General features: G+C 67.7%; 14 protein-coding genes and 2 tRNA genes. 8 read left to right on the forward strand and 8 right to left on the reverse strand.

Translation table 11 applies throughout. The features are described from left to right. Position 1 precedes the first annotated feature (1 nt). From IMX13_RS07775 to IMX13_RS07800, 6 genes are read left to right on the forward strand one after another with little or no spacing between them, the layout of a single operon-like run. Positions 2-604, forward strand: coding sequence for a GNAT family protein (locus IMX13_RS07775; protein WP_065175501.1), 603 nt, complete (start codon positions 2-4; stop codon positions 602-604). Continuing rightward, the gene (gene argC, locus IMX13_RS07780; RefSeq protein WP_053519694.1) at positions 601-1,554 is read left to right on the forward strand and encodes an N-acetyl-gamma-glutamyl-phosphate reductase; all 954 of its coding nucleotides are present in this window, start codon (positions 601-603) and stop codon (positions 1,552-1,554) included. The genes IMX13_RS07775 and argC overlap by 4 nt, the downstream gene beginning before the upstream one ends. A 19-nt stretch (positions 1,555-1,573) precedes the next feature. Next, entirely contained in the window at positions 1,574-2,869 is a 1,296-nt protein-coding gene (gene argH / locus IMX13_RS07785) for an argininosuccinate lyase (protein WP_065181935.1), read from the forward strand. Then, complete coding sequence (locus tag IMX13_RS07790) at positions 2,869-3,132, forward strand: YciI family protein (protein ID WP_065181936.1); 264 nt, start codon at positions 2,869-2,871, stop codon at positions 3,130-3,132. The genes argH and IMX13_RS07790 overlap by 1 nt, the downstream gene beginning before the upstream one ends. 10 nt (positions 3,133-3,142) lie before the next feature. Continuing rightward, entirely contained in the window at positions 3,143-4,300 is a 1,158-nt protein-coding gene (proB, locus tag IMX13_RS07795) for a glutamate 5-kinase (protein WP_053519697.1), read from the forward strand. Continuing rightward, the gene (locus IMX13_RS07800; protein ID WP_193396140.1) at positions 4,297-5,568 is read left to right on the forward strand and encodes a glutamate-5-semialdehyde dehydrogenase; all 1,272 of its coding nucleotides are present in this window, start codon (positions 4,297-4,299) and stop codon (positions 5,566-5,568) included. Before proB ends, IMX13_RS07800 begins: the two co-directional genes overlap by 4 nt. Positions 5,569-5,605: 37 nt before the next feature. Here the strand turns inward: IMX13_RS07800 and IMX13_RS07805 are convergent, their stop codons facing one another. The 6 genes from IMX13_RS07805 to IMX13_RS07830 all read right to left on the reverse strand — a co-directional run bounded on the left by IMX13_RS07805 (position 5,606) and on the right by IMX13_RS07830 (position 10,327). Next, positions 5,606-6,811, reverse strand: a complete 1,206-nt coding sequence (locus IMX13_RS07805; RefSeq protein ID WP_053519699.1) for an MFS transporter — start codon at positions 6,809-6,811, stop codon at positions 5,606-5,608. Positions 6,812-7,074: 263 nt separating this feature from the next. Beyond that, positions 7,075-7,151 (reverse strand) — tRNA-Pro (locus IMX13_RS07810). A 141-nt stretch (positions 7,152-7,292) separates the two neighbouring features. Further along, a tRNA-Pro gene (locus IMX13_RS07815) sits at positions 7,293-7,369 on the reverse strand. Positions 7,370-7,424: 55 nt separating this feature from the next. Next, entirely contained in the window at positions 7,425-7,541 is a 117-nt protein-coding gene (gene cydX, locus IMX13_RS07820) for a cytochrome bd-I oxidase subunit CydX (protein ID WP_053520342.1), read from the reverse strand. Between the two features lie 27 nt (positions 7,542-7,568). Continuing rightward, positions 7,569-8,720: a cytochrome d ubiquinol oxidase subunit II gene (gene cydB / locus IMX13_RS07825; RefSeq protein ID WP_053520343.1), complete on the reverse strand. Its 1,152-nt coding sequence runs from the start codon at positions 8,718-8,720 to the stop codon at positions 7,569-7,571. Between the two features lie 17 nt (positions 8,721-8,737). Then, positions 8,738-10,327 carry a cytochrome ubiquinol oxidase subunit I gene (locus IMX13_RS07830; protein ID WP_053520344.1) on the reverse strand — a complete coding sequence of 530 codons (1,590 nt, stop codon included), beginning with the start codon at positions 10,325-10,327 and terminating at the stop codon, positions 8,738-8,740. A 228-nt stretch (positions 10,328-10,555) separates the two neighbouring features. Here IMX13_RS07830 and cydD point away from each other — a divergent pair, with 228 nt between their 5' ends. Together cydD and cydC are read left to right on the forward strand one after the other, a co-directional pair. Next, on the forward strand, positions 10,556-12,295 hold the full coding sequence (gene cydD, locus IMX13_RS07835) for a thiol reductant ABC exporter subunit CydD (protein ID WP_193396141.1): 1,740 nt from the start codon (positions 10,556-10,558) through the stop codon (positions 12,293-12,295). Further along, positions 12,292-13,965, forward strand: coding sequence for a thiol reductant ABC exporter subunit CydC (cydC, locus tag IMX13_RS07840; RefSeq protein ID WP_193396142.1), 1,674 nt, complete (start codon positions 12,292-12,294; stop codon positions 13,963-13,965). The genes cydD and cydC overlap by 4 nt, the downstream gene beginning before the upstream one ends. A 13-nt stretch (positions 13,966-13,978) precedes the next feature. On the opposite strand, the gene IMX13_RS07845 is transcribed toward cydC, so the two are convergent. Then, positions 13,979-14,320: a DUF1294 domain-containing protein gene (locus IMX13_RS07845; RefSeq protein ID WP_053520347.1), complete on the reverse strand. Its 342-nt coding sequence runs from the start codon at positions 14,318-14,320 to the stop codon at positions 13,979-13,981. Then, entirely contained in the window at positions 14,320-15,432 is a 1,113-nt protein-coding gene (locus IMX13_RS07850) for a homoserine O-acetyltransferase (RefSeq protein ID WP_111186426.1), read from the reverse strand. The genes IMX13_RS07845 and IMX13_RS07850 overlap by 1 nt, the downstream gene beginning before the upstream one ends. Between the last annotated feature and the right edge of the window lie 135 nt (positions 15,433-15,567).

Below are 15,567 nucleotides of genomic sequence, written 5' to 3' on the forward strand. Positions count from 1 at the left end.
GATGACCGTCACCGACACCTGGGCGACGGTGCCGACCCTGCGCGGCCAGCATGTGACGCTGCAGCCCTTGCAGCAGGGACACGTGGACGGCCTGCGTGCCGCGCTGGAAGGCAGCGGACTGGACCGGCTCTGGTACACCCAGGTGCCGGCGCCGGCACAGGCAGGCGCCTACGTACAGGCCGCACTGCAGGCGCAGGCGGAGGGCAGGGTGCTGCCCTTCGTCATCCGTGATGCCGCTGGCGACATCGTCGGCAGCACCCGCTTCTATGACCTGGATGCCGCCGTGCCCAGGCTCAGTCTCGGCTATACCTGGTATGCACCGCGCGCGCAGCGTACCGGTGCCAATACCGAGGCCAAGCTGTTGCTGCTGCAGCATGCCTTCGAAGTCATGGGCTGCATCAGCGTGGTGCTGGAAACCAGCTGGTTCAACACCACCTCGCGCACCGCCATCGCCCGCCTGGGGGCCAAGCAGGATGGCGTGCTGCGCAACCACAAGCGGCATGCCGACGGCACGCCGCGCGACACCGTCATCTTTTCCATCATCGATGCGGAATGGCAGGGCGTGAAGCGCCACCTGCAGTACCGTCTGGACAGCCACGCATGAACGATTCGATTTTCTCCCTGGGCATCATCGGTGCCCGCGGCCATACCGGTGCCGAACTGATCAAGCTCGTTGCCGCGCATCCGCGCCTGCGCCTGGCGTTCGTATCCTCGCGCGAACGTGCAGGGCAGCGCCTGTCTGACCATCACCCGGAAGTGCAGGGTGATCTGCGCTACGAGAACCTCGACGCCGACGCGGTGGCGGCCAAGGGCGTGGACGCGGTGATCCTGGCGCTGCCCAATGGCCTGGCCGCACCGTTCGTGGCCGCGCTTGAAAGCGCCCGGCCCGATACGGTGATCGTGGACCTGTCGGCCGATTACCGCTTCGATCACAGCTGGTACTACGGTCTGCCGGAGCTGACCCGCGGTCGCTACACCGGGCAGAAGCACATCAGCAATCCTGGCTGCTACGCCACCGCGATGCAGCTGGCGATCCATCCGCTGCTGGACCTGCTGGCCGGGCCCCCGCAGTGCTTCGGCGTGTCCGGCTACTCCGGTGCGGGCACCACGCCCTCCGACAAGAACAACGTCGAACTGCTGGCCGACAACCTGATGCCGTACGCGCTGACCAACCACGTGCACGAGCGCGAGGTGTCGGTGCAGCTGGGGGTGGCAGTGGAGTTCATGCCGCATGTGGCGCCCCATTTCCGCGGCATCACCCTGACCGCCAATCTGTGGTTGAACCGCGCACAGACGCGCGAGCAGATCGTCGAGCGTTTCCAGCAGGCCTATGCCGGCGAAGCACTCATCGAGGTGGTGGATGACGCGCCGTGGGTCAGCCGCATCGCCGGCCGCCACGGTGCCCAGATCGGTGGCTTCACCCTGGCCCCGGGTGGCAAGCGGGTGGTGGTGGTGGCGACGCTGGACAACCTGCTGAAGGGCGCGGCCACCCAGGCCATGCAGAATCTCAACCTTGCGCTGGGCATCGACGAACTGACGTCGATCCCGCACTGAACCCGCATCCGGAGCCCCCATGGCAGACCTTCTTTGGCAGAAACCCGGCGTCGCTGTCGACGCCCAGATCCAGACCTTCCTCGCCGGCGATGACGTGATCCTCGACCGTGAGTTCTTCCTGCATGACATCGCGGCCAGCGCCGCGCATGCACAGGGCCTGCAGCACATCGGCATCCTCGCCGCCAGCGAGCTGGAGGGCCTGCTGCGCGAGCTGGAGGTGCTGGCAGACGACTTCCGCGCAGGCCGTTTCGTGCTGGATACGCGCTATGAAGACGGTCACTCGGCGATCGAAGCGCGCCTGACCGAGCGGTTGGGTGATGCCGGCCGCAAGATCCACACCGGTCGCAGCCGCAATGACCAGATCCTGGTCGCCACGCGCCTGTGGCTGAAGGAAAAGCTGCAGCGCGTCGCCCAGCTCAGCGCCGAGGTGGCCAAGGTCGCGCTCGACCGTGCGCAGGCGGAAAAGGACCTGCCGGTGCCGGGCTATACGCACATCCAGCGAGCCGTTGTATCCTCGGCGGGCATGTGGTGGGCCGGCTGGGCGGAAGCCTTCATCGACAATGCCATCCGTGCACGTGACACCCATGCGCTGGTCGATGCCAACCCGCTGGGCACCGCCGCCGGGTATGGCGTGAACCTGCCGCTGGACCGTGAACACACCACGGCCGCGCTTGGTTTCGCGCGCATGCAGGTATCACCGATCTATGCACAGCTGTCGCGCGGCAAGTTCGAGCTGGCCGCCCTGGAGGCGCTGGGTGGCGCTACCCTGGACCTGCGTCGCATCGCCTGGGATCTGTCGCTGTTCACCAGCGCCGAATTCGGCTTCGTCGCACTGCCGGCGCAGTACACCACCGGCAGCTCGATCATGCCGAACAAGCGCAACCCCGATGTGATCGAACTGATGCGTGCCACCCATGCCAGCGTTGCTGCGGCGCGCACCGAAATCGAACAGCTGCTGTCGCTGCCGTCCGGCTACCATCGTGATCTGCAATCGTCCAAGGGGGCCATCTTCCATGGTTTCGGTCGCGGCCTGGCCGCGCTGGAACTGCTGCCGGCGCTGCTGGCCAACCTGGAATGGCGCGAGGACAGGCTGCGCGCGGCGATCGACTCCGGCATGTATGCCACCGACGTCGCGGTCGAGGCCGCCGTGGCCGGCGTGCCGTTCCGCGACGCCTACAAGGCCGCCGCGGCAGGTGCCGACAGCGCAGGGCAGGGACGCACGCCAGAGGGCAGCCTGGCTGCGCGTGTCTCGCCGGGTTCGGCATCGGACCTGCGCCTGGATGAGCTGCGCGCGCGCTGGCAGGCGCTGTCCTGATGGCGGGCACCGTCTATCTGGTCCTGGCCATGCGCCGGCCCGGCTTCAGTGCCGCCGCTGTGCAGCCGCATCTGGATTTCCTCGATGGACTGCGTGCGCAGGGCCAGCTGCAGCTCACCGGTGGTTTCGCCGACGGCAGCGGCGGTGCCTACGTGCTGTGCAACGTGGAGAGCCTCGCACAGGCGCAGGCCATCGTCGCCACGGATCCGCTGGTGACGATGCAGGCCTCCGAGCTGACCGTGCACGAATGGAATACCCGCTGAGAGCCCGGCCATGACCCCGCACGCCGCCCCCGTCGCTTCGCCGTTTCCCGAACAGGCGCTGCCGCCATGGCGACGTGCCGTACTGAAGGTGGGCAGCAGCCTGCTCGCTGCCGATGGAGGCGGCCTGTCGCCACGCCACGCGCTTGGCCTGGCCCAGTTCGTCTCGGCCAATGTGCTGGCTGGCCGCGAAGTGGTGATCGTCTCGTCCGGCGCGGTCGCCGCCGGCCGCGCGATCCTGCCGCGTGCCGATGCGCCGGGCGCTGCGATGGCCGCGCGGCAGGCACTGGCTGCGCTTGGCCAGGCGCAGCTGATCGGCCTGTGGCAGCGCTTCTTCGAGCGCCCGGTCGCGCAGGTGCTGCTGACCCACGACGACCTGCGCAACCGCCGCCGCTACCTCAACGCCCGCGCCACCCTCACCGAACTGCTGCGGCTGGGTGCGCTGCCGGTGGTGAACGAGAACGACACCGTCTCGGTGGATGAACTCAAGCTCGGCGACAACGACAACCTGGCCGCGACCGTGGCGGCGCTGGTCGATGCCGACGCATTGTTCATCGCCACCGACATCGATGGCCTGTACAGCGCCGATCCGCGCACCGTGGCCGACGCACGGCCGCTGCACGATGTGCCGGAACTGGGCCCGGACGTGCTGGCGATGGCCGGCGGCGCCGGCTCGCGCGCGGGCACCGGGGGCATGCGTACCAAGCTGGAGGCCGCAGCCAAGGCCGGCCGGCTGGGTATCGAAACCTATCTGTTCAACGGCCGCAGCGGCGAGGTGGTGCGCGCGCTGGCGCAGGATCGCCTGTTCGGCACCCGGATCCATGCCGCACGCAGCCGTGAAGCGGCGCGCAAGCACTGGCTGCGCCATGCCCCCCTGGCCGATGGCGCGATCGTGATCGACGCGGGCGCGGCGCAGGCGATGCGTGAGAAGGGCGCCTCGCTGCTGCCCGGTGGCATCACCGGTGCCGACGGTGATTTCCGCCGGGGCGACATGGTGCAGGTGTGCTGGAACACCGCCGAAGGGCGGGTCTGCGTTGCCCGTGGTGTCAGCCAGTACGCGGCTGACGACGTGCGCCGCATCGCTGGCCGCCATTCGCGCGACATCCAGGCCGTACTGGGCTACAACTATGGGGGCAGCGTCGTCCATCGTGACGATCTGGTGCTGCCATGACCGGACCGCAGGACACCTCGATGAGTGACATCCAAGCACAGGCACGCGCCTGCCGTGACGCGGCCCAGGCGGTTGCAGGCCTCGACAGCGAAGCGCGGCGCGCGCTGCTGCAGGCCATGGCACAGGCACTGGAAGTGAATGCCGGCCAGATCCTGGCCGGCAATGCGCGCGACCTGGCCGCCGCGCGCGACAAGGGCGTCGGCAGTGCCATGCTGGACCGGCTGGCACTGGACCCGCCGCGTCTGCTGGCGATGGCCGACGCGGTGCGTGAGGTTGCCGCGTTGCCCGATCCAGTCGGGCAGGTGACCCGCGACGACGTCCGCCCCAACGGCATCCGCGTGCAGAAAGTGCGGGTGCCGCTGGGCGTGATCGCGATGATCTACGAGGCGCGCCCGAACGTGACCGCCGAAGCGGCCGCATTGTGCCTGAAGGCAGGCAACGGCGTGATCCTGCGTGGGGGCTCCGAGGCGATCCATTCCAATACCGCCATTGCCCAGGCATTGGCCGGTGCGTTGCAGGCCAACGGTGTTCCCCCCGCAGCGGTGACCGTACTGACCGACCTGCGGCGTGAGGCGATGCTGGAGCTGCTGCAGCTGCACGAGCTGATCGACCTGGCGATTCCGCGGGGCGGCGAAGGCCTGATCCGCTTTGTCGCCGAACACGCGCGCGTACCGGTGATCAAGCACTACAAGGGAGTCTGCCATCTGTTCGTGGATGCCAGCGCCGATCTCGACCAGGCCATCGGCCTGCTGGTCGATGGCAAGTGCAGCCGGCCGGCCGCATGCAATTCACTGGAGACGCTGCTGGTGCATCAGCGCGTGGCGGCGGAGTTCCTGCCACGCGTGGCGCAGTCGCTTGGCGAACGGGGCGTACAACTGCGCGCGGATGCCCATGCGCGTCCGTTGCTGCCGGGCAGCACCGAGGCGACCGACGAAGACTACGCAGCCGAATTCCTCGATCTGGTGTTGGCCGTGCGCGTCGTCGATGATCTCGATGCGGCAATCGCGCATATCCGCCGCTACACCTCCGATCACACCGAAGTGATCGCGACCACCGATGCCGTCAATGCCGAGCGGTTCGTCAATGCGCTGCGCTCGGCGGTGGTGATGGTCAACGCGTCCTCGCGCTTTTCGGACGGCGGCCAGCTTGGGCTGGGCAGCGAGATCGGCATCTCCACCACGCGCCTGCATGCCTATGGTCCGATGGGGCTGGAGGCACTGACGGTCGAGCGCTTCGTGGTCCGCGGCGAGGGTCAGACGCGGGTCTGACCCGGCAGCCGCCAGGCCTGCGCCGGCGGCGAGCCGTTTACCAGAGGTCTTCCAGCTTTCGCGGCTTGCAGGCCACCCACGATGCGCACAGCATCAGCGTGGCGCAGCCGAACAGGAAGCCGAACGGCAGCGTCCAGCCGTTGCTGACGGTATGCAGCCAACCGACCAGGAACGGACCCAGGCAGCTGAAGCTGTAACCCACGCCCTGCATGAAGCCGGACAGCGCGGCGGAACCGGTCGGGGTACGCGTGCGCAGGTTGATCAGGGTCAGCGCCAGCGGGAAGGTCGAGGGGCCCACGCCGAGCAGGCAGGCCCACAGCAGCGGCGCCTTCATGGGGGCCAGCAGCAGGCCGGCAAAGGCGATCACGAATGACGAATAGCCGATCAGGACCAGCGGGAACGGATTCTGCAGGCGCACCGCCATCGACGGAATGACCAGCGACGGCAACAGGCCCAGCGCCGAGAACACCGCCACCATCACCCCACCGAACGCAGGTGTGGCGCCGGCTTCGACCACGATGCGCGGCAGCCAGGTGAACATCGAATAGGTCATCAACGATGTCATGCCGAACATCAGCGTCATGCTCCAGCCCAACGAGGTGCGCCAGACCTTGCCGTGAGGCTGCGCGGTGGGATCGGCAGCGTCGGCCTGCGGCTTCGGCGCGCGCCTGGCCAGTACCAGCCACGGCAGCGCGGCGGCCAATGCCAGCAATGCCCACATGCCCAGCGATACGCGCCAGCCGGCCGCGCTGGCCACCGGCACCGCCAGCAGTGCCGGCAGCATGGTGCCCAGCTGCAGCACGCTGATGTAGAGCGTGCTCATGGTGCCGACCTTGTTGGCGAAATAGCGCTTCACCAGCGGCGGCACCACCACGTTGCCGATGCCCATTCCAGCCAGCGCGACGACCGCGCCCAGCAACAGGGTGCCGACGTTGCCGGCGCTGGAGCGCAGCAGCAGGCCTGCCGTGGCCAGGATCATCGCCAGCAGGGTGGTGCGCTCCAGGCCCAGGCGCCGGGCCACGGCCGGCGTGGCCACGCCGAACAGCGCGAACGAGGCGGTCGGCAGCATGCCCAGTACGCCGGTCATGGTGGTGCCGAATCCGAACTGCTGGCCCAGTACGTCCAGCAGCGGGGTGATCGAGGTGACGGCAGTGCGCAGGTTGACCGCCGCCAGCAGGATGGCGGCGAATGCCAGAACGCGGCCGTGCAGCAGCGACGGCGATTCGGATGAGGAGGAGCTCATGGTGGTCCTTGCAGGTGTCGCACGCCGCCACAGTGGCGTGCAGCGCCGGCATCGGTCTACGCCGACGCGGCAGGTGGGGGAGTGGACATCATTGTACGTGGCTGGCGAGGCGAGGTCCCGTCGGCGCAATCTGTCGCTATCGGCACCTTCCGGCGCGCTGCGGCGCGCCTCTCCGGCGTTGCGTCCGGCGGGTCGCTGGACGGCAGACACAAAAAAACCCGGAGGACGATGGCGTCTTCCAGGCTTCTTGGTGACCACCGGAGTGGTCGGGGAGACAGGATTCGAACCTGCGACCTCTACGTCCCGAACGTAGCGCTCTACCAGACTGAGCTACACCCCGAAGGGAGCCGCCTATTCTAGCCATTCACCCCGATGGCGGCAAGGGGTGAACGCCGTTTCCTTCACGCTGCCGGGGGCAGCGGCTCTTCAGGGAACAAAAAAGCCTGGACGACTTCACCAGGCTTCAATGCGACCACCGAAGTGGTCGGGGAGACAGGATTCGAACCTGCGACCTCTACGTCCCGAACGTAGCGCTCTACCAGACTGAGCTACACCCCGAAGGAGCCGCCTAAGATACCGTGTGAAGGCCTGGGCGGCAAGGTTTTTTTACATTTCAGCGACGATTCTCTGTGTCGATGCGGTTCTGTTCGCGGGCTTCGAACCACATGCCGTTGAGGATGGCGACCGTCGAGGCGAGGCCGGCGCCGAGGATCCAGGCGAAATACCACATGTTCGGTTCTCCTTGGGAGGCAGGGGATCAGTAGGCGTTGGGGTTGCTGCCCATTTCATCGCTGGTGGTCTTGCCCTTGAGCACGCGGTACACCCAGGTGGTGTAAGCGAGGATGATCGGCAGGAACACCACCGTGGCCAGCAGCATGATCCACAGGGTCAGATGGCTGGACGAGGCATCCCACACGGTCAGGCTGGAGGTGGGCTGGCTGGATGACGGCAGCAGGAACGGGAAGATCGCGAAGCCGACGGTCAGGATGATGCCGGCGATGGCTGCGCCGGAGGCGATGAAGGCCAGGCCGCCGCGACGGGCACGCAGCAGCACCGCGCTGGCGAGCAGGCCAAGCAGGCCGACCAGCGGCGCCAGCAGGGTCGCCGGCATGGTGCTGTAGTTGCGCATCCAGCCGCCGGCCGCGCCCAGCTCGGCGCTCTTCAGCAGCGGGTTGGTGGCGCCGTCGGTGATCACCTGCGAGGTGATCTGGTAGCCCGGCAGGCCGAAGGCCACCCAGGCTCCCCCCACGGCGAACAGTGCGAAGGCGATCAGCGCGGCAATGCTGCCAAAGCGTGCCGAGCGTTCAGCCACCGGGCCATCGGTCTTGATCACCAGCATCGCGGCACCGTGGGCCACCAGCATGGAAACGCTGAGCAGGCCGGCCAGCAGCGCGAACGGCATCAGCAGCCCGAAGAACGAGCCGGTGTAGAAGATGCGCATGCTGTCATCGAAGTGGAACGGCACGCCCAGCAGGACGTTGCCCACCGCCACGCCCATGATCAGCGCAGGGATGAAGCCGCCGATGAACAGCGCCCAGTCCCAGGTGTTGCGCCAGCGCTCGCCCGGCATCTTGCTGCGGAACTTGAAGCCGACCGGGCGCAGGATCAGGGCAAACAGGATGACGAACATCGCCAGGTAGAAGCCTGAGAAGCTGACCGCGTACAGCGGCGGCCAGGCGGCGAAGATCGCACCACCACCCAGGATCAGCCACACCTGGTTGCCTTCCCATACCGGGCCGATGGTGTTGATCACCAGCCGGCGCTCGGCGTCGGTGCGGGCCACGAAAGGCAGCAGCGTGCCCACTCCCAGGTCGAAACCATCCATCACCGCGAAGCCGATCAGCAGGATGCCGAGCAGCAGCCACCAGATCACGCGCAGCGTGGTGTAGTCCAGAAGAATGAAATCCATCTTGGTTTTCTCCTGCCTCAGGCCTGGCCGGCGGCCGGCGCTGCGGCATTGTGGGAAGCATGCGGGCGGGGCGACTGCAGCGACGGCAGCACCTCGTCCGGACCCTTGCGGATCGCCTTGAGCATCAGCTTGATCTCGACCACGATCAGTGCGGTGTAGATCGCGGTGAAGCCGGCCAGGGTCAGCACGATCTGGTGCAGGGCCAGGCCCGATGCCGCGTAGAACGTCGGCAGCACGCCATCAACCGCCCAGGGCTGACGGCCGTACTCGGCCACGAACCAGCCGCATTCGATCGCGATCCACGGTGCCGGCAGCGTCCACAGGGCCAGCGTGAGGAACCAGCGCTTGTCCTGGAAGTTGTTGCGGCACGAGTAGTAGAAGGCCAATGCGAAGAAGGCGATCAGGTAGAAGCCCAGGCCTGCCATCACGCGGAAGGTCCAGAACAGCGGCATCACGCGCGGCACGGTATCCATTGCCGCCTGCGAGATCTGCTCGGGGGTGGCGTTGAGGATGTCCTCGCGGTAGCGCTTGAGCAGCAGCCCATGGCCCAGATCCTGCCAGTGGCGGTCGAACATCTCACGGGCTTCGACGTCGTTCTTGTTGGCGCGCAGGCGCTCCAGCGCACCGTAGGCGAGCTGGCCGCCGCGTACGCGGTGCTCGGCGCGCTCCACCAGTTCCAGGATGCCCGGGATCGGCTGGTCCAGCGAACGGGTGGCGATCAGGCCCATCAGGTATGGGATCTTCACCGCATAGTCGTTCTGGTGCGTCTGCTGGTTGGGAATGCCGAAGGCGGTGAAGTCCGCCGGGGCACGCTCGGTCTCCCACATCGCCTCGATCGCAGCCAGCTTCATCTTCTGGTGCTCGCTGGCGGCGTAGCCACTCTCATCGCCCAGCACCACCACCGACAGCGATGACAGCAGGCCGAACGCAGCGGCCACCGCGAACGAACGGCGGGCCAGGTCCTTGTGCTTGTTGCGCAGCAGGAACAGGGCACTGATCGACATCACGAACACCGCGCCGGTCACGTAGCCGGCGCTGACGGTATGCACGAACTTGGCCTGCGCCACCGGGTTGAACACCACGGCCATGAAATCGACCACTTCCATGCGCATGGTTTCCGGGTTGAACACCGCGCCGGTGGGGTTCTGCATCCAGCCGTTGGCGATCAGGATCCACACCGCCGACAGGTTGGTGCCCAGCGCCATCAGCCAGGTGACCGTCAGGTGCTTGACCTTGCTCAGGCGGTTCCAGCCGAAGAAGAACAGGCCGACGAAGGTGGCTTCCAGGAAGAAGGCCATCAGCCCTTCGATCGCCAGCGGCGCACCGAAGATGTCACCCACATAATGGCTGTAGTACGACCAGTTCATGCCGAACTGGAATTCCATGACGATGCCGGTGGCCACGCCCATGGCGAAGTTGATGCCGAAAAGCACGCCCCAGAACAGGGTCATCCGGCGCCAGATCTCCTTGCCGGTCATCACGTACACACTCTCCATGATGGCGACCATGAACGACAGGCCCAGGGTGAGTGGTACGAATAGGAAGTGGTACATCGCGGTCAGCGCGAATTGCAGCCGCGACAGTTCTACGACTGTCTGATCAATCATGGCCTGGCTACCTCGTTGGATAGTGCCGTTGCAGGTGGCGGGAAGGGTGGTCTACGACGTGAATGATGTGACCGACTACTTCAGATAGCCTTGATCCAGATCAATGTATGAACAGGTACGCGAAGAGATCGTATGCGGGCCCTGTGAAAACTGCGACCCCTGGCCGCAGGGGGAGGCTGTTGCCTGTGCCTACAATGCCATCCATCCTCCACTCCCTGTGAAGACCCTTTGAGCGCTGCCGAACCGACCGTCCTTTCGCCGGAAGCCGAGACGAACCGGCAGCGGCGTGCCCGCACCGCGTGGCTGGCCGACCTTGCGCGGGGGGCACGGGGCCGCCAGCGCCTGGCGGCCGTATGCATCAGCCTGTCCGGCGCGCTGCTGATCGGCCAGGCCGCCGCCATCGCCTGGCTGGTGCAGCAGGTTCTGGTGGAGCAGGCGCCGCTGTCCTCGGGCCTGCCGGTGCTGGCCGCACTGGCGCTGATCCTGTTGCTGCGCACGGCATTGGGCAGCGCGACCCAGGCTGCCGCGGGCGATGTTGCCGACACTGCCCGTCTGGCCCTGCGCGAGCGCGTGTTCGCGCGCCTGCTCGGCCACGGGCCGCTGTGGCTGCGGCAGCGCCGCACCGGCGAGCTGGGCGAGCTGCTGCTGCATCACGGTGATGCGATCGAGAATTATTACAGCGGTTTCCTGCCGGTGCGCACTGAAGTGGTGGTGGTGCCCGTGCTGATCCTGGCCGCGGTGGCCTGGGTGGATTGGGTGGTGGCGCTGATCCTGCTGTTCACGGCGCCGCTGGTGCCGTTCTTCATGATGCTGGTGGGGTGGGGCGCCGAAGCGGCAGGTCGCGCGCAGCTGGGTGAGCTGGCGCGCATGAGCGGCCATTTCGCCGACCGTATCAAGGGCCTGGGCCTGCTGCGCGTGTACGGACGGGGCGAGGCCGAGCTGGCGGGCATAGAAGCCGCTGCCGAGGGCGTGCGGCTGCGCACGATGAAAGTGCTGCGGATCGCGTTCCTGTCGTCCACGGTGCTGGAGTTCTTCGCTTCCGTCAGCGTGGCGATGGTTGCGCTGTACCTGGGCTTGAGCTATCTGGGCATGATGTCGCTGCATGCGGCCGTGCCGACGTTGGGCGCAGGCCTGTTCTGCCTGCTGCTGGCACCGGAATTCTACGCGCCGCTGCGACGGCTGGCCGCGCATTATCACGATCGTGCCAACGCGCTGGCCGCGGCAGCCGAAGTGGAGCGCCTGCTGCAGTCGTTGCCGGATGAGCAGGGACTGATCGAGAACGAGGTCGTGCCGCTGGCAGTGGAGCCGGCCGAGGCCGCACTGCCGCCGCTGCAGGCACAGGGCCTGGTGCTGCGCCCGCTGGGCGCGTCGCAGGATGTGCTGCAGGGCGTGGATGTGCTGCTGGAACCAGGCCAGCGGCTGGCACTGGTAGGTGCCAGCGGCAGCGGCAAGAGCACGCTGTTGGAGGCGCTGGCCGGCTGGCTGCCGCCGCGCGCGGGCAGGCTGATGCTGCGCCCCGGCGTGCAGGTGGCCTATGCCAGCCAGCGCCCCTATCTGTTCCACGGCAGCATCGCCGATAACCTGCGGCTGGCCGATCCTGGCGCCAGTGATGCACGATTGCGCGCGGTGGCCGAGGCAGCGCAGGTGCTCACGTTCGCGCAGGGGCTGCCGCAGGGGCTGGATACGATCATCGGTGAACGCGGCTTCGGCCTGTCCGGAGGCGAGGCACGACGCATCGGCCTGGCCCGCCTGCTGCTGCGCGACCCGCAGGTGCTGTTGCTGGATGAGCCGACCGCCTTCCTCGATGCAGATACCGAGGCCGCGCTGCTGCGCAGTCTTGCCGCCTACGCGCGCGGTCGCAGCGTGGTGGTTGCCACCCACAGCCCGGCCGTGATCGCCTGGGCTGATCGCTGCCTGCTGCTGCCGGAAGGACGTCTGGTCGAGCCGGCGCAGGCGGTGCACGCATGAGCCGCTCGCCCGACACGCTGCGTGCGGTGTTCCTGCAGCAGCGGCCGCGTCTGCTGCTGACCATGCTGCTGCTGTGGACCACGATGCTGGCAGGTACCGCCCTGCTTGGCCTGTCCGGTGGCTTCCTCACCGCAGCGGCGCTGGCCGGTGCCGCCGGTCTCGGCCAGGGCTTCAACTTCTTTTCGCCTTCGGCCGGCATCCGTGGCCTGACCATGGCACGCATCGTTTCCCGTTATTTCGAGAAGCTGGTTGGCCACGATGCCACGTTGCGCATCGCCCGTGACCTGCGGGTGTGGTTCTTCCGGCGCGCCCTGCCACTGGCGCCCGCGCGGCTGGGTGCCACCCGCACCGGCGAGCTGCTCGCGCGCCTGCTCGGTGATATCGGTGAAGTGGACGGCCTGCTGGTCCGCGCGCTGGGCCCGCTGGTCGCGCTGGGTGCCCTGTCGACGGCGGCCGTGCTGTCGGCGGCGATGATCCTGCCGTCCGCAGCGGTGCTGCTGGCGGTGCTGGCCGCGCTGATTGCCTTCGGTGTGCCGTGGCTGGGCGTGCGTGGCCGCGATGGCGAGGAAGCGGATCGCGCCGCGCATCGAGCCGCACTGCGCACTGCCGCGTTTGAAGGACTGGAAGGCGCGGGCGATCTGGCGGCGCTGCATGCCGATGCGGCGTGGCAGCTGAAGGTGCGGGTGGCCGCCAAGCAGTTGGCCGCGCGTGATCGCCGTCGCCGCTGGCGCCTGATCGCCGCGTCGACACTGCACGGCAGCGTGGCCGGACTTGGCCTGGTGGCCATGCTGGCACTGGCCCTGCATGCGGCCGAGCAGCAGCGCATCGCCGCTGAAATGGCAGCCGGACTGGTGTTCCTGACGGTGGCGCTGATCGAGCTGTGGGCGGGGATGGGCCTGGCATGGCAGTCGTTGCAGTCCGGTCGCATCTCGGCCGATCGCCTGCAGTCCATCGTCGAGCAGCCGCCGGCCGTGGACGAACCGCTGGCACCGCAGCCGGTTCCGGTGCACGCACGCGTGCACTGGGATGACGTCCACTTCCAGTGGCCGGGGGCGGTACGCCCGGTGCTGCGCGGGCTGCAGCTGACGTTGGCGCCCGGCGAGCGCATCGCGATCCGTGGCGACAGTGGCTGCGGCAAGACCACGTTGTCCAGCCTCCTGCTGCGCCTGTGGGATCCGCAGCAGGGCCGGCTGACCTATGGCGGGCGGGACCTGCGTGATTTCGCCCAGGCCGATTGGCATCGGCAGCTGGCCTGGCTGCCGCAGAACGCCCCGGTGTTCGCCGGCAGCGTGGCGGAGAACCTGCGCCTGGGGGATCCGGATGCCGACGATGCTGCACTGTGGGCCGTGTTGCACAGGGTGCGGCTGGGCGAGTGGGCCGAGCGCAATGGTGGCCTGCTGGCCTGGGTTGGCGAGAACGGTGCGACGATGTCCGCGGGTCAGGCGCGACGCCTGGCGCTGGCCCGCGCGCTGTTGCGCAACGCGCCGATCCTGTTGCTGGACGAACCGACCGAAGGCCTGGACGTGGACACGGCCCATGCGCTGCTGCAGGATCTGGCCGGCCTGCTGGACGGTCGCAGCCTGTTGATGATCACCCATGACGACCTGCCCGATGGCGTGGTCGACGCGCAGTACCGGTTGCGCGATGGCGCGCTGATCCGCGAGGCGTGAGCGGCGCGCTTCATCAGGAAAATTCGCGCAGCATCACGGCGATCGAGGCCACATTGGCCAGCACGCACAGCCCGAATACCCACTGGAATGCGGCTTTGCGATGCTTGTGGCGGAACGTCGCCTGGCCCAGCAATGCGCCGGGCCAGCCGCCGGCGAAGGCCAGCAGCTGGAGTGTCCGTTCCGGAATGCGCCGGTGGTTGCGTTGTGCGGCGCGCTTGTCATGGCCATACAGGCCAAACGACACGGCACTGGCCAGCAGGCACCAGCCGCCCAGCCACAGGGGCAGAACGCCGCTGATCGTCAGTGCGATCAGCGCGCCGAAGGCGGCCAGCGCGAGATGACGCCGCCATCCCACTAGAGCGTGTCGAGGAAGCTGCGAACAGCCGGGCCGAACCGATCGAAATCGACCAGGAAGGCATCATGGCCCTGCGGCGAGTCCAGTCCGATGAAGCGTGCATCGGCGCCGCCGGCGCGCAGGCCGTCGGCCACCTGCTGCTGCTGCTGCACCGGGAACAGGATGTCGGTGTTGGCACCGATGGCCAGCGCCTTGTCCACACGGATCCTGGCCAGTCCAGCCATGACATCGCCATCGGCATACTCGGCCAGGTCGAACCAGTCCATCGAGCGGCTCAGGTACAGATAGCAGTTCGGATCGAAGAAGCGCACGAAGCGGCGCGCGTGGCCTTCGAGATAACTTTCGACCTGGAACTCCAGGCCGAACGGATCGTCGTCGGCCTGGTCCGAATCCAGGCGCACGCGACCGAAGCGGCCGTCCCATTCCAGCGCTGAGCGGTAGGTGATCACCCCCAGCTTGCGCGCCATGCGCATGCCGGATTCAGGGTACTGGGTGTCGTCGTAGCGGCCACTGTTCCAGCGTGGATCGAGACGGATCGCTTCCCGCTGCAGCGATCGGATGGCGATGGAGAACGGCAGCGCCTGCGCACTGCCGGAAATGTTGATGTGGCTGCGCGCGATTCCCGGATGCAGCATCAGCACCGCCAGCGCGGTCATGCCGCCCATCGAGTTGCCGATCACGCAGGCCAGCCGTTCGATACCCAGCGCACGCACCACCTCGACGGCGGCGCGTGCGCCGTCTTCGATCGACAGTTCGGGGAAGTCGAGCCGGTACGGTTCGCCGGTCGCCGGATTGATCGATGCCGGTCCTGTCGAGCCCTTGCAGCTGCCCAGCGAGTTCACGCAGACCACGAACCAGCGGTCGGTATCGATCGGCTTGCCCGGCCCGAGCATCGCCTCCCACCAGCCCGGTGCGGGATTGCCTGCGTTGCCGGCGGCATGTGCGTCCGGCGACAGGCCGGTGACGATCAGGATCGCGTTGCCCCCATCGGCAGCCAGCGTGCCCCAGGTCTCGTAGGCCACGCGCGCACCGTGCAGGGCGCCGCCGCGCTTGAACGGGAAGGGCGAAGGCAGGGCATGGAAGCGGGTGCCGGGCGGAATGAATTCGGTCATGCGGGCATTCTAGCGGGGCCACATGTGGAGCTGGCGACACGCTGGTTTCCATCAGCGGGCGAATGTCGCACGCCAACCCTCTGTCGGGCATGGCCCGGCGCTACCGATGGCAAGCGCACAGGTAGCGCCGGGCCG

Source organism: Stenotrophomonas sp. B2 (assembly GCF_014947095.1).
GTDB classification, from domain to species: domain Bacteria; phylum Pseudomonadota; class Gammaproteobacteria; order Xanthomonadales; family Xanthomonadaceae; genus Stenotrophomonas; species Stenotrophomonas maltophilia_P.

Bases quoted from the DNA above. Each gene is read 5' to 3' on its own strand.
- IMX13_RS07850 (WP_111186426.1), bottom strand. From the start codon at position 15,432: ATGACCGAATTCATTCCGCCCGGCACCCGCTTCCATGCCCTGCCTTCG.
- IMX13_RS07775 (WP_065175501.1), top strand. From the start codon at position 2: ATGACCGTCACCGACACCTGGGCGACGGTGCCGACCCTGCGCGGCCAG.
- IMX13_RS07790 (WP_065181936.1), top strand. From the start codon at position 2,869: ATGGCGGGCACCGTCTATCTGGTCCTGGCCATGCGCCGGCCCGGCTTC.
- IMX13_RS07830 (WP_053520344.1), bottom strand. From the start codon at position 10,327: ATGATTGATCAGACAGTCGTAGAACTGTCGCGGCTGCAATTCGCGCTG.
- proB (WP_053519697.1), top strand. From the start codon at position 3,143: ATGACCCCGCACGCCGCCCCCGTCGCTTCGCCGTTTCCCGAACAGGCG.
- IMX13_RS07805 (WP_053519699.1), bottom strand. From the start codon at position 6,811: ATGAGCTCCTCCTCATCCGAATCGCCGTCGCTGCTGCACGGCCGCGTT.
- argH (WP_065181935.1), top strand. From the start codon at position 1,574: ATGGCAGACCTTCTTTGGCAGAAACCCGGCGTCGCTGTCGACGCCCAG.
- IMX13_RS07800 (WP_193396140.1), top strand. From the start codon at position 4,297: ATGACCGGACCGCAGGACACCTCGATGAGTGACATCCAAGCACAGGCA.
- cydC (WP_193396142.1), top strand. From the start codon at position 12,292: ATGAGCCGCTCGCCCGACACGCTGCGTGCGGTGTTCCTGCAGCAGCGG.
- cydX (WP_053520342.1), bottom strand. From the start codon at position 7,541: ATGTGGTATTTCGCCTGGATCCTCGGCGCCGGCCTCGCCTCGACGGTC.
- argC (WP_053519694.1), top strand. From the start codon at position 601: ATGAACGATTCGATTTTCTCCCTGGGCATCATCGGTGCCCGCGGCCAT.
- cydB (WP_053520343.1), bottom strand. From the start codon at position 8,720: ATGGATTTCATTCTTCTGGACTACACCACGCTGCGCGTGATCTGGTGG.